This window comes from Citrobacter sp. CK206, from assembly GCF_030333125.1.
In the GTDB taxonomy this organism is placed as follows: domain Bacteria; phylum Pseudomonadota; class Gammaproteobacteria; order Enterobacterales; family Enterobacteriaceae; genus Citrobacter_B; species Citrobacter_B koseri.
In genome coordinates, this window is sequence record NZ_JAOWGM010000031.1 from 96398 (window position 1) to 110035 (window position 13638).

The following is a 13638-nucleotide window of genomic DNA, read 5'->3' on the forward strand; positions in this document are numbered from 1 at the left end:
CCGGGCAGAATCAATCACACTCATCTGTAGGGGATGTGAAATGGGGAAGGGTGATGAAACCAGCCATACTGGTCGTGGATGATGACGCGGCGGTCTGCGCATTGTTGCAGGATGTCCTGAACGAGCACGTTTTTGCGGTGACGGTCTGCCATACCGGGCAGGCTGCGCTGGCGTGCGTCGAAACCCAGCCGGAGATTGCGCTGGTGTTGCTGGATATGATGCTGCCCGACACGAACGGTTTGATGGTGTTGCAGCAGGTACAGAAGATCAGGCCTACGCTGCCGGTGGTGATGCTCACGGGGCTGGGGAGCGAGTCGGATGTGGTGGTCGGGCTGGAGATGGGCGCTGATGACTACATCAGCAAACCGTTTAACCCGCGCGTGGTGGTGGCGCGAATGAAAGCCGTACTCCGTCGGGTTGGCGTGCTGATCGCCGAAGGCGGAAGCGTGCAGACGTCTGGCCTCTCTTTCAATGGCTGGCATCTGGATACCGCGCGCTGTCAGTTGCACAATCCGCAGCAGCAGGCGGTGGATCTCACCCAGGGGGAATACAGTTTGCTGCTGGCGCTGGCGCAAAACGCCCGTCGGGTGCTCAGCCGTGAGCAGTTGCTGGAATTAACGCACAGCGACAGCGTTGAGGTGTTTGATCGCACCATTGACGTGTTGATTATGCGTCTGCGCCGCAAAATTGAAATCAATCCGCATCAGCCGACGTTGATCAAAACCCTGCGCGGCCTCGGGTATGTTTTTGCCGCCGATGTGCAGCACCACGATAAAGCCGCGTAATCAGGCGCAGTTGCCGGATGGCGGCGTATTTGTAGGCCTGATAAGCGCAGCGCCATCAGGCGAACTGGCTACAAAAGCGTTCGTAACTCCTCAAGCGTTTTCGCGCCATCAATCGCATTGGCGCACAGCAGGCTGACCCGCGCGCAGGTGTGCGCCAGCTTAATGCTCTCGGCCAGCGGCCATGCTTCGTGGCAGCCATACAAAAAACCGGCGCAGAACGCATCTCCCGCGCCAACGCTACCGACTATCTCCCTCTGCTCCAGCTTTTGCGATGGTATCCAGACGCCAGGCTGATCCGGCGTTTCGCCCCAGGCGCCTTCCGGGCAATGAATCACCACCCGCTGGCGGACGCCTGCATCCAGCAATTCGCGGGCGGCTGCGGCGATGTGCGGAATATGCGGTTCGCCGTTGGGCTGGCGGATCTCCAGACCGCTGAACTCCCCGGCCTCCAGCTCGTTGATCACCAGATAATCCAGATGGCGTAGCGCGGGCAAAACCAGCGGCTGATAGCGCGGATCGCCTTTGCGGGACACCAGATCCAGCGAAGTCTCAAAGCCCTCCTCATGCATCTGCGCCATCAGCCGTGCGCTGCGGGTGCCGTAGTCATCATCCGGCATATCCAGACTGTCGAGCAGCAGCAGATAGCCCAGGTGGAAAATCTTCATCGAGGCATCAAGCTCATCGAACGCGGGCAGATCCAACAGACGGTTAGCGCCGGGGGAGTGGAAAAAGGTGCGCTGCCCGCTGGGATCGGTCATCACCTGCGACATCGACGTGGGGGCAAACGTGGTGCGCTGGACATGCTGGCGATTGACGTGATACTGCTCCAGCATCGCCATAATGTAGTCTCCGTCGGCGTCCTGGCCGATTAATCCCACAGCCTGTAACGGCAGCCCGGTGTGCATCTTTGCCAGCGTCAGCAGGACATTAAGCGGCGCGCCGCCCGTCGAACGTTCGCTATGGGTGATTTCCGCCAGCCAGCCGCGCTCCGGCCACTGTACGATTTGGTGCACATGGTCGACCAGCATATTGCCCGCCGCGATAATGCCTTTACGTTCCATCAGATCTGCCCCGCGCTGCCAAAAATGCGCATCTGTTCCGATACCGTATCGGTAATCGCTTCTTCAATGCCCAGCAGCAGTTCGGCGAACTCATCATACAGCGGCTGGCGGTTAGTCATCCGTGATTCCACCGCCGCCAGCGCAGCCTGCGACATACCGGTGTAGAAATTGATTTTGTGAATGCCCAGCGTAATGGCGCGACGAAAATCCTCATTGCTGATGCCGGAACCGCCGTGCAGCACCAGCGGTAGCGCCGTTTGCTGGCGAATGGCGTCCAGACGTGGGAAATCGAGTTTGGGCTCGCCTTTATATTTGCCGTGAGCGTTGCCGATGGCGACGGCCAGGGCATCAATACCGGTGCGGTCAACAAAATCGCGCGCCAGCTGCGGATCGGTAAACAGCGATTCGTCGGCATGACCATACAGCGCGCCGCCCTCATCGCCGCCAACCGCGCCAAGTTCCGCCTCTACCGACACGCCAACGGCGTGGCACATCTTCACCACTTCCCGGGTCTGGCGGATGTTTTCCTCATACTCCAGCGTGGAACCATCAAACATTACCGAGCTGAAGCCCAGACGTAACGCCCGCACCACGGATTCAAAATGCAGCCCGTGGTCGAGGTTAAGCACCACCGGAATATCGTGTCGGGCGGCTTCGAATTTTACCGCTTCGACCAGCGAGTCCAGCGAAACATACTTAAAATGGACTTCGGCAATGTTAATGATAAACGGCGAGCGTTCCTGCCTGGCGGCGGCGAACAGCGCGCGTAAAAAGTGGGAATCCAGAACGTTAAACGCCCCCAGCGCATAGCGATGCTTGCGGGCATGGTCGAGTCCATCGGCAAGAGAAATCAACGGCATAATGTGCTCCTTGTTCAGCAGAACAGGCGGTACTCGTTACACAACACCAGTTGCGCCGGTTCATCTTCTTCAATGTCGTTATAGCGGGCGATCGGCTGGAGAAAATGGTTGTCATGGTCATCGTCATTGACGGAAGAAACTTCGCCGACCAGCACGTCGCCAAACCCTTTTTCCGCCCAGAAGCTGTGATACAGGCCCGGCGTCAGGCAAATGCTTTCTCCTGGCGAAAGGCGCAGCTGGCTGCCTGCCGCATGGGTCTGTCGACAGCCGTCTATCACAATGGTGACGTCGGTATTGTCGGTCTGGTCCCGGGAGTCGGCGTTCCACAGCTCAACGATTAAATTACCGCCGCCGCGATTGATAATGTCTTCACGTTTGCGCCAGTGGAAATGCATCGGCGTAACCTGCGCGTCGCGCACATGCATGATTTTTTCCGCGTAGCATTTCTCATAAGGCATACCTTTGGGCGAGCCGTTGCGCAGGGTAAACAGCGTCAGTCCCTGAGCGGCAAAATCTGTCCCGCCGAACGCGGTAACATCCCAGCCGAGCCTGAGATCGAATACTTCGCTCCAGGCGGCATCAAGCTGACGCCATTGCGATGGGGCAAAGCTGGCGAAAGGCGGCAGGTGGACGTCATGCATGGAAAAGAATTGCCGCGTGTGGCCGAGAATTTCGTTTATTTCGGAGCGTTTCATTGAAAGAATTCTCCTTATTGTGATGTAGCCTTGTAGGCCGGATAAGGCATTTTTGCCGCCATCCGGCATGGGTTTACTGCCTGATGGCGCTGCGCTTATCGGGCCTACGCAGAGGCCGCTTTCCGTTATTTCACCGTCCAGCCCTTGTAGCTGCCGATGTTGTTTTTATCGATCATCGTCACCGGAATCAGCACAGGTTCACCAGGCGCCGGTTTGCCCTGTAGAATGTCATAGCCGATCTCCACCGCTTTTGCCGCCATCACCTGCGGATCTTGTGCGGGGGTCGCCACAAACAGGGAATTTTCACGCTTCAGCGCCTCTTCGCCATCGGGCGAACCATCCACACCGACGATAAAGAACTCATTGCGCTGTGCCTGTTTCGCCGCCAGATCGGCGCCGATCGCCGTCGGATCGTTGATCGCAAATACGCCGTCGATCTTCGGATTCGCAGCCAGCAGGGCGGTCATCACTTCCAGCCCGCCTTCGCGACTGCCTTTGGCGTTCTGGTTCCAGGAGAGCACCTTGATATCCGGGTGGCGTTTGAACTCGGTCTGACAGCCCTCGACACGGTTCTGCACGGCGGAAACCGGCGGCCCGTTGATGATCACCACATTGCCTTTGCCTTTCAGACGATCGGTAATGTATTTACAGGCCATTTCGCCCGCCTGGGTGTTATCAGAGGTGATGGTGGCGTCTGCGCCTTCGGCAGCCACGTCAACTGCGACCACCACGATCCCGGCGTCTTTCGCCCGTTTCACCGCCGGGCCGATCCCTTTTGAATCTGCGGCGTTAAGGATGATCATATCCACCTTCGCGGCAATAAAGTTGTCGATCTGCGAAACCTGCTGACCCAGATCGTAGCCGCTGGAGACCAGCGTCACTTTTACGCCATCACCGGCCAGTTTGCGTGCTTCCAGCTCCGCCCCTTTTGTTATCTGCACGAAGAACGGGTTGGCAAGATCGCCCACCGTCACGCCGATGGATTTCAGTTCTTTGGCCTGTACAAACGGCGATGCGGCCAGTAACGCGCCAGCACAGAGCGCGGTCACTAATGGTTTCAAACGCATACTCTTTTCCTCACGTAGGGTATTGTTGTTATAAGCCTGATGGCGCTGCGCTTATCCGGCCTGCGAACGGGTAGGCCTGCGCCGCCATCCGGCAAGTTGTCTATGCACTTTGATGGTGTCGGGTACGGTATTTGTCGATCAGCACCGCTATGATGATCACCGCCCCTTTGATCACCAGTTGCCAGAAGTAAGAGACGCCCATCAGCGTCATGCCGTTATTCAGGGTGGCGATGATCAGCGCGCCCACCAGCGTGCCGGTGATCGTGCCGATCCCACCGACAAAACTGGTGCCGCCGAGGATCACCGCCGCGATGGCGTCCAGCTCATACCCCATGCCTAAGTTGCCGTTGGCGCTGTAGAGACGCGAGGCGCTCATTACTCCGCCCAGCCCGGAGAGCAGGCCGCTCATGCCGTACACAAACAGCAGCACCAGCCACACTTTGATGCCGGTTAAACGCGCCGCCTGCATGTTGCCGCCCACGGCATAAATATGTACGCCCAGCGTGGTGCGGCGCAGAATGAACCAACACAGCACGATCACCGCGAGGGCGATAACCACCAGCCACGGAATCGGGCCAAGATAGTTATTGCCGATCCACTCGAAGCTGATGTTGGAGTTGATCACCGTGGTGCCGTCCGCCAGCAGGTAGGCAGCGCCGCGCAGCGCCGTATAGGTGCCGAGCGTGACAATAAAGGGCGGCAGCCCGGCGAAGGCCACCAGCGCGCCGTTAATCAGCCCCAGCCCCAGGCCGAGCATCAGCGCCGCCGGAATCGACAGCATGGCGAACTCCGGTATCAGAGAGACCACCATCGCCGCCACGGCGGTGGTGCCGAGAATCGACCCCACGGAGAGGTCGATGCCGCCGGTCAGAATGATGAACGTCATCCCCGCCGCCAGCACGATGTTGATCGACGCCTGGCGGGTGATGTTCAGCAGGTTGCTTTCAGTGAAAAAGTTAGGTGCGATAAAGCCAAATACCGCCACGATCAGCACTAAAATCGGTAAAATACCGACCGTTTGCATCAGATCGCTCATCAACATCTTTTTTGCGGAGGCGGACTTCGCCACCTGCTGGGGAGTGGTTGGGTTATTCATGATTTCACCGCCTCAAGGTGGGAGTCGTTTACGCCGGTCGCCAGCCGCATGATGTTTTCCTGTGTGATGTCCTGGCTGTGCAATTCCCCGGCAATGCTGCCTTCATGCATGACGTAGACGCGATCGCTCATGCCGACGATTTCCGGCAATTCACTGGAGATCATCAGGATCGCCACGCCCTTACGCGCCATTTCGTTCATGATGCGATAGATCTCGCTTTTCGCGCCGACATCCACGCCGCGCGTCGGTTCGTCCAGAATCAGAATGCGCGGGCCGATGGCGACCCAGCGTGAGATCAGGAGCTTTTGCTGATTGCCGCCGGACAAACCTCCGGCGCGAACCTGAGCATGCGGCACGCGAATGTTGAGTAACTGAATGGCGTCATCGGAGATGCTTTGGGCTTTTTTACGGTTCAGCATCCCCCAGTTGGCGTCGCGCTCCAGCGTCGCCATCGTAATGTTCTCTGCCGCCGCCAGTTCTAAAAACAACCCTTGTTCTTTGCGGTTTTCGGTGAGGTAGCCAATACCGTGCTCAATGGCTTCACGTGGGGAGTGGATCACCACCGGCTCGCCATCCACCTCGATCATCCCGCCGGTGGCTTTACGCACGCCGAAAATCAGGTGCGCCAGTTCGGAACGCCCGGCGCCGACCAGCCCGGCCAGGCCGACGATTTCGCCGGAACGTACCAGCAGGCTGCACGGCTGCACTTTACCGCCGTCGGTAAGGTGATGAACGTTCAGGCGCGGTTTACCGAGCGGGATGTCGCGTTCTTTGTTGAACAGGTCGCTTAACGGACGCCCGACCATCATGCGCACCAGTTCGGACGCGTTGAGTTTGTCGCGGGTGAGGCTGCCGACGTACTGTCCGTCGCGCAGGACGCTGACGCGATCGGACAGCTCATACACCTCCGCCATGCGGTGGCTGATATAGATAACCGCCATCCCTTCATCGCGAAGGCGCATGATCAGCTCAAACAGACGGTGGGTTTCACGAGATGAGAGGGCGGCGGTAGGTTCATCCATCACCAGGATACGGCTGTTGCGATGCAGGGCGCGGGCGATCTCCACCTGCTGCTGTTCGGCGATGGTCAGCCGCATTACCCGATCGCTGGCTTTAAACTGCGCGCCGAGTCGGTCGATGACCTTTTGCGCCTGCAACACCATCTCTTTACGCTGCACGATGCCGCCGCGCGACAGCTCGCTGCCGAGGAAAATATTTTCGGCGACGGTAAGGTTAGGCGCAAGCTGCATCTCCTGATAAATCAGAGTGATGCCTGCGCTCAGGGCATCTTTCGGCCCACGAATATGAAAGGGCTGACCGTCGATCAGAATCTCGCCGCTGGTGGCGGTATATGCACCGGCGAGAATCTTCATCAGGGTGCTTTTACCGGCGCCGTTTTCGCCCATCAGCGCGTGGATTTCACCGGGATATACCGTCAGATCGACCCCTTTCAGCGCGTAAAATTTGCCAAACGCTTTGGCAATATTGCGCATCTCCAGAACCGGTGTCCTGCTCATGGCGGATCTCCTGCGGGGTTAGCGATATCAGCACTCCATCACAGGAAAGTAAATGCAAAATGTCAGAAGCCGTTCATATTTGTCATATTGCGATTTTTCTTCATGGAGCGTGATATGCCGCAGCACAGACGTCACTTTTTCGCCAGTGCGCGCGGGCGACTGCTGTTTTTTAATCTGCTGGTAGTGGCGGTGACGCTGATGGTGAGCGGCGTGGCGGTGCTGGGTTTTCAGCATGCGAGTCAAATACAGGAGCAGGTGCAGCAGCAAACCGTCGATGACATGACCGGCAGTATGAACCTGGCGCGCGATACGGCGAACGTGGCGACGGCGGCGGTGCGGCTGTCGCAGGTGGTCGGCGCGCTGGAGTACAAGGGCGAAGCGGAGCGGTTGCAGGAGACTCAGCGGGCGCTCAGGCATTCACTCGAACAGCTGGCGACCGCCCCGCTGGCACAGCAGGAACCGGGGCTGGTGGCCCGCATTATTCAACGCAGCAACGAGTTGCAGACCAGCGTGGCGGGCATGTTGCAGCGCGGGCAGCGGCGGCATCTGGAACGTAATACGCTGCTGAGTTCGCTGTATCAGAATCAGAGTTACCTGCGGCATCTGCAACAGCTTGATGCGGCGCAGGATGCGGCGTTGTTCAGTCAAATGGATCGCCTGATTCGCGCCGCCATCGAAACGCCGACGCCGCGCGCCGTCATTAAACAGCTGGATGGCGTGATGCGCGCCCTGCCTGAGCAACATGCCGATCCGCTGGTGAACGTGATTCTGTCTGACTTTAACCAGGAGTTACGCAAACTTGAACCGCTCTCGGCGGCGCTGGAGCAAAGCGACCTGGCCATCAGCTGGTACATGTTCCACATCAAAGCGCTGGTGGCGATTTTAAACAGCGACATCAATCAGTATGCGGCGCAGGTGGCGATCATATCAGAACAGCGGGTGGCGCAAAGCCATCAGGAATTGCGCTCCGGCGCGTTGTTTATCATGACCTTCGCCCTGCTGGCGGTGGTGATTACCGGCTTTGCCGGGTGGTATATCTACCGCAACCTCGGTTCTAACCTGACGGCGATTTCGCGCGCCATGACCCGGCTGGCGCACGGCGAATCGGATGTCAGCGTCCCTGCCTTGCAGCGGCGGGACGAGCTGGGGGAACTGGCGCGCGCGTTTAACGTTTTTGCCCGCAATACGGCGTCGCTGGAGCGCACCTCCCGCCTGCTGAAAGAAAAGACCTCCCAGATGGAGATCGACCGAACGGAGCGTCAGGGGCTGGAAGAGGCGCTGCTGCACAGCCAGAAACTGAAAGCGGTAGGGCAACTGACGGGCGGGCTGGCACATGATTTTAACAACCTGCTGGCGGTGATTATCGGCAGTCTGGAGCTGGTCAGCCCCGACTCGCCGGATGCGCCACGCATTACCCGCGCGCTGAAGGCCGCCGAGCGCGGGGCGCTGCTGACGCAACGCCTGCTGGCGTTCTCCCGTAAACAGTCGCTGCACCCGCACTCGGTGGAACTGAAAACGCTGCTGGAAAACCTGAGCGAACTGATGCGTCACTCGCTACCGGCCACGCTGACGCTGGAGATAGAAGCCCAGTCGCCCGCCTGGGCCGCGTGGATAGACGTCAGTCAACTGGAGAACGCGATCATCAACCTGGTGATGAACGCCCGCGATGCGATGGAAGGACAAACAGGGACGATCAAAATCCGCACCTGGAATCAGCGGGTTACGCGCAGTGACGGACGTCGTCAGGATATGGTGGCGCTGGAGGTGATCGATCACGGTTGCGGTATGTCGCAGGAGGTGAAGGCGCAGGTGTTCGAACCGTTCTTCACCACCAAACAGACCGGCAGCGGCAGCGGACTTGGGTTATCGATGGTTTACGGCTTTGTGCGCCAGTCGGGCGGTCGTGTCGAAATTGAGAGCGCGCCGGGGCAGGGGACGACGGTCAGATTGCAGCTTCCCCGCGCCATCGCGCCTGCGGTGGCAAACCTGGAGCCAGTCGCGGTGCAAAGTACCGCCAGCGACGAGAAACTGGTGCTGGTACTGGAAGATGAGGCGGATGTTCGTCAGACGTTGTGCGAGCAACTGCATCTGCTGGGGTATCTGACGCTGGAGGCCGCCAACGGCGAGCAGGCGATGCAGATGCTGGCGTCATCCGGCGAGATTGATGTTCTTATCAGCGACTTAATGCTGCCAGGCAGTCTGAGCGGCGTGGAGGTGATCAACCATGCCCGCAAGCATTATCCCCGCCTGACGCTGCTGCTTATCAGCGGGCAGGATTTACGCCCGGCGCATAACCCCGCGCTGCCGGATGTGGCGCTGCTGCGTAAACCATTTACCCGGGCGCAGCTCGCGCAGGCGCTGCGGGCGGCGCATGTGCAGGCCTGATAAGCGTCGCGATATCACCGCGATGACAGAAAACGGCAGCGCGCCAGCGTTGCCGCGCCCTGCGCGCCGTTAAACGCGGAAGACGAGGCGGCAATAAAACGTACGGCCTGATACGGCAACGGTCGGCGCAGGTATTTTTGGATCAGGGTAATTAATTGTTCGCGCGGGAAAGCCTGCATATCCATCACGCCGCCGCCCAAAATCACCGCATCGGGATCGAACAGATTTATGCTGGTGGCAATCGCGCGGGCGGCGCTTTCCAGCAGCGCCTGGACGAATGGCGCTTCTCCGGCGTGGACAAACAGTGCGTCCAGCGCGAAATCCCGTGGCTGTTGTTCGTACCAGCGTTTCAGCGCCAGCCCGGAACAGACCGTTTCGAGGCAACCTGGATTGCCGCAGGCACAGGTCTGCGTCATGTCGCCCTGGGGAATGTGCCCCAGTTCGCCCGCCACGCCATGCGCTCCGGTCCAGGGCGCGCCGTTCATCCACACCGCGAAGCCCATTCCCGTGCCGAGGTAGGCGGCCAGCACCTGCTGCTGTGTGAGATGATTTTCCACGACGTCATACGACAGCTGTAAGTTAACGTCGCGGGAAAACGCGACCGGGCAGCCCAGCGCATCCTCCAGTTTTCCCGCGAGGTCATGCACTTCTTCAGGTTGCAGCGGCAAATTGGGTGTCGAAATGATGGTGCGGTTGTCTTTGCCGACCAGCGCCGGAAATCCCATCACCAGACCACGGCAGCGCGCCTCGTAGCGTGCGATCTGTTCGCTAATCATCTGTGCAATACCGGCCACCACGCCGGGCGCGATCACCTCCGCCGTACGCTGTTTCTCACAGTGCAGAGTCTCACCGCTTGCCGTTTGCAGGCAAAAACGAATATGGGTTGCCCCCATATCCACACCCGCCACAACGCTATGCTGTTTTTGCATGAGGCAGTACCTCGTTTTTCGCCGTCAGGATCTGCGCCGTCATCACTTGCCATGCGTCGTCGATATTCTCCGCGTGGTTAAACAGCCCGGAGGTGCCGACGATAAAGACATCCGCGCCTGCCGCCATCAATTTTTCGTAGGTGGCCTGATTGCAGGAACCATCCACTTCAATTTCGTAATGCAGCCCTTCACGCTCGCGCCAGGCTTTCAGCTCGGCGATTTTATCCAGCATTTCCGGGATGAACGGCTGCCCGGCAAAGCCGGGATCGACGGTCATCACCGTCACTTTATCAGCCTTATGGATATAGTATTTCATCGCCTCAACCGGTGTTTCCGGGTTGAGAATCAGGCCCACTTTCATACCGTGGCGGCGGATTTCGTCAATCAGACGGAATGCCTGACCGTTGATGGTTTCCGGGTGCAGCGTGATGAAATCCGCACCGGCGCGCGCCAGTTGGCCAATATAATCCTGCGGACGCGTCACCATCAGATGACAATCAAGAGGCTTGCTCGCCAGTTTCTTGACCTGGCTGACGAAGAAGGGGGACAGCGTCAGATTCGGCACAAAGTGGCCATCCATAATATCAATATGAAAATAGTCTGCATGGCTGTCGATAAATTCGATCTGTTCTTTAAACTTCAGCAGATCCATACACATTAAAGAGGGAGAGATTTTCATGATCCATTCCTTACTTACTGATAAGACGGTCAAGGGCGACAGCCGCGATAATTAATCCGCCCATCACCACCAGTTGGTAATAGGTTTGTACCTGCAAAATATTCAGGCCGTTGTTGATGGTGCCGATGATTAAGCCGCCAATCACCACCGAGAAGATGCGCCCCTTACCGCCGAAGAAGCTGGTGCCGCCAATGATGGCGCTGGCGATGGCGTAGGTTTCAAAACCCATTCCGGCTAAGGGTTCTGCGGCGCCGAGTCGCGCAGTAGAAACCACGCCCGCCAGTCCCGCGCAAATGCCGGAGATGATAAACACCACCAGGATGTGAAACTTCACGTCAATCCCGGAATAGAACGCCGAGTTTTTGTTGCCGCCGAGCGCGTAGATGTTGCGCCCAAGCCGCATGCGGGTGGTGAGGAACCAGAGGATCACCGCGACAATCAGCGAGAAGATGACCGGCACGGGGACACCTAACACGCTGGCGGCGAAGAAGTTCACGAAGTCGAATGAGAAGCCGTATACCGAGTTGGCGTCAGAAATCACCAGCGTGATACCACGGAAAATCGCGTTAGTGCCAAGGGTGATAATGAACGGATGCAGGCCAGTCCAGTTCACCAGGCAGCCGTTAATCGCCCCCAGCGCACCGCCGACCAGCACGCCGCCAATCAGCGCCGCAAAGAACGGATCGACGCCTGCCAGCATCAGTTTGGCCGTCACCATCCCGGACAACGCCAGAATCGCCCCGACGGACAGGTCGATACCGGCGACCAGGATGGCAAAAAATTCACCCATGCCGATCAGCACCGTTACCGAACTCTGGACAAAAATCTGGGTGATGTTGTTGGTGGTCAGAAAATATTCTGACGACAGCGAACCGAAGATGGCGACGATAATCGCCAGGATGAAGAAGGTGCCGTATTTATCCCAGAACAGCGCAAAGTTGAACGGTTTCTTCCCGTTCACGTCACCTTTTACTCTTGTGGTAATGCCCATGCCATAATCTCCTCTTCGCTCATGTCATCGCGATTGGTCAGGATTTGCGTCAGTCGTCCTTCGCAGAACACGGCGATGCGGTCGCAGACGGCGATAATTTCAGGAAGTTCCGATGACACCATCAGGATGACTTTTCCGTCGTCCGCCAACTGGCGCATCACTTTATAAATTTCGGCTTTCGCACCGACGTCGATACCACGGGTCGGCTCGTCGAAAATGATCACCTCCGGGTTACAGCACAACCATTTGGAAATCAGCACTTTCTGCTGGTTTCCGCCGGAGAGTTCGGTGATGTTCTGGTTAACGGAATGACACTTCAGCGCCAGCAGTTCGCGCTGCGCTTCGGCGGTACGCTGCTCGTCGCCTTCGTGGAACAGGCCCATCGCCCCCTTAAAGCCGCCGCTTTTCAGGCTGCGGCCGATCGCCATGTTCTGGGCGATAGAGAAATTGGGGAAGAAGCCGTTATCCCGGCGGCTTTCGGTGATGTAAGCCATCCCTTTTTTCACCGCATCCAGGGGTGAGCGCGGGGAGATGGTTTTCCCGTTCAGACGGATCTCGCCGCTTGCGCGTTTATCGACGCCGAACAGGCAATCCATCAGCTCGGTGCGCCCGGAGCCGACCAGTCCGGCGAAGCCTAAAATTTCGCCCCGGCTGACGCTAAAGGAGATATCGCGAACCTTTTTCTTGTCGCGGCTGGTGACGTTTTTCACCTCGAATACCGTATCGCGCTCGATGTTGCCGGTGCTCTCTTTCATGGCGTTAAAGCGGTTTTGCAGTTCGCGGCCAACCATCAGGCGGACGATATCGTCGTTGCTGACGTCGCTCACCATCCCGCTGCAAACGCTGCTGCCGTCTTTCATCACCGTATAGCGGTCGCAGATGCGGCGAATTTCCGCCAGCTTATGCGAGATGTAGACGATGGCGGTGCCCTCTTTGCGTAGCTGGTTCATGATCAGAAACAGGTAGTCCACCTCTTTATTGGTGAGCGAGGAGGTGGGTTCGTCCATGATGATCACTTTGGCGTTGAGCATCAGCGTTTTGGCGATTTCCAGCATTTGCTTATGGCTGATGGATAAGTTCGCCACCTTTTCGTCTAAATCGACTTTTAAACCGACGCGCAGCAACATCATGGCGGCCCGTACGCGCATCTCTTTCCAGTCAATCATATTGACGCCACAGACTTTTTTCGTCAGATGACGACCAATATATAAATTCTCCAGCACGGTTAATTCATCAATCACGCTGAGTTCCTGATAAATAATGCCGATGCCGAGTTGTGCCGCTAATTTATGATCCAGCTTGTCGTAATTAACGTTATTAATCGTAATGGTGCCTTTGGTCGGTTCATGTATTCCCGACAGAACCTTCATCAACGTTGATTTACCGGCGCCATTTTCTCCTAATAATGCGTGTATTTCATAAGGATAAACCGTTAAATCAACCGATTTTAATGCGTGAACCGGACCAAAGGATTTGCCGATCCCCGCCATCGAGATATATGGCGTGACCATAATTAACCTCTTTTACACTTCATCCTTCAAGCTGCCTCTTTGTTGGCTGCCTTCGCTCACCC

At 57.7% G+C, this 13638-nt stretch carries 12 protein-coding genes; 2 read left to right on the forward strand and 10 right to left on the reverse strand.

Features of this window, described 5'->3' with window-relative positions; translation table 11 throughout:
* Positions 1 to 53: 53 nt before the first annotated feature.
* Positions 54 to 785 (forward strand): response regulator transcription factor, encoded by a 732-nt coding sequence (locus OGX81_RS21490; RefSeq protein ID WP_012134571.1) that lies wholly within the window; start codon positions 54 to 56, stop codon positions 783 to 785.
* A 68-nt stretch (positions 786 to 853) separates the two neighbouring features.
* Here the strand turns inward: OGX81_RS21490 and OGX81_RS21495 are convergent, their stop codons facing one another.
* From OGX81_RS21495 to OGX81_RS21520, 6 genes are all read right to left on the reverse strand, one after another.
* Positions 854 to 1849, reverse strand: a complete 996-nt coding sequence (locus tag OGX81_RS21495) for a carbohydrate kinase family protein (RefSeq protein WP_110123656.1) — start codon at positions 1847 to 1849, stop codon at positions 854 to 856.
* On the reverse strand, positions 1846 to 2706 hold the full coding sequence (locus tag OGX81_RS21500) for a ketose 1,6-bisphosphate aldolase (RefSeq protein WP_071257242.1): 861 nt from the start codon (positions 2704 to 2706) through the stop codon (positions 1846 to 1848). The genes OGX81_RS21495 and OGX81_RS21500 overlap by 4 nt, the downstream gene beginning before the upstream one ends.
* Before the next feature lie 14 nt (positions 2707 to 2720).
* Positions 2721 to 3401 (reverse strand): D-lyxose/D-mannose isomerase, encoded by a 681-nt coding sequence (locus tag OGX81_RS21505; protein ID WP_024130824.1) that lies wholly within the window; start codon positions 3399 to 3401, stop codon positions 2721 to 2723.
* Between the two features lie 125 nt (positions 3402 to 3526).
* Positions 3527 to 4468 carry an ABC transporter substrate-binding protein gene (locus OGX81_RS21510; protein WP_012134567.1) on the reverse strand — a complete coding sequence of 314 codons (942 nt, stop codon included), beginning with the start codon at positions 4466 to 4468 and terminating at the stop codon, positions 3527 to 3529.
* A gap of 100 nt (positions 4469 to 4568) precedes the next feature.
* Positions 4569 to 5564, reverse strand: coding sequence for an ABC transporter permease subunit (locus tag OGX81_RS21515; protein WP_047459617.1), 996 nt, complete (start codon positions 5562 to 5564; stop codon positions 4569 to 4571).
* Positions 5561 to 7081 (reverse strand): sugar ABC transporter ATP-binding protein, encoded by a 1521-nt coding sequence (locus OGX81_RS21520; protein WP_012134564.1) that lies wholly within the window; start codon positions 7079 to 7081, stop codon positions 5561 to 5563. The genes OGX81_RS21515 and OGX81_RS21520 overlap by 4 nt, the downstream gene beginning before the upstream one ends.
* Positions 7082 to 7195: 114 nt before the next feature.
* Between OGX81_RS21520 and OGX81_RS21525 the strand changes: the two genes are divergently transcribed.
* Positions 7196 to 9466 carry a hybrid sensor histidine kinase/response regulator gene (locus OGX81_RS21525; protein ID WP_047459614.1) on the forward strand — a complete coding sequence of 757 codons (2271 nt, stop codon included), beginning with the start codon at positions 7196 to 7198 and terminating at the stop codon, positions 9464 to 9466.
* A gap of 14 nt (positions 9467 to 9480) precedes the next feature.
* On the opposite strand, the gene alsK is transcribed toward OGX81_RS21525, so the two are convergent.
* From alsK to alsA, 4 genes are read right to left on the reverse strand one after another with little or no spacing between them, the layout of a single operon-like run.
* Entirely contained in the window at positions 9481 to 10395 is a 915-nt protein-coding gene (gene alsK / locus OGX81_RS21530; RefSeq protein WP_049011255.1) for an allose kinase, read from the reverse strand.
* Positions 10379 to 11074, reverse strand: coding sequence for a D-allulose-6-phosphate 3-epimerase (alsE, locus tag OGX81_RS21535; protein WP_047459608.1), 696 nt, complete (start codon positions 11072 to 11074; stop codon positions 10379 to 10381). The genes alsK and alsE overlap by 17 nt, the downstream gene beginning before the upstream one ends.
* Before the next feature lie 10 nt (positions 11075 to 11084).
* The gene (gene alsC, locus OGX81_RS21540) at positions 11085 to 12065 is read right to left on the reverse strand and encodes a D-allose ABC transporter permease (RefSeq protein WP_012134559.1); all 981 of its coding nucleotides are present in this window, start codon (positions 12063 to 12065) and stop codon (positions 11085 to 11087) included.
* Positions 12044 to 13576 carry a D-allose ABC transporter ATP-binding protein AlsA gene (gene alsA, locus OGX81_RS21545; protein ID WP_104867889.1) on the reverse strand — a complete coding sequence of 511 codons (1533 nt, stop codon included), beginning with the start codon at positions 13574 to 13576 and terminating at the stop codon, positions 12044 to 12046. The genes alsC and alsA overlap by 22 nt, the downstream gene beginning before the upstream one ends.
* Positions 13577 to 13638: the final 62 nt, after the last annotated feature.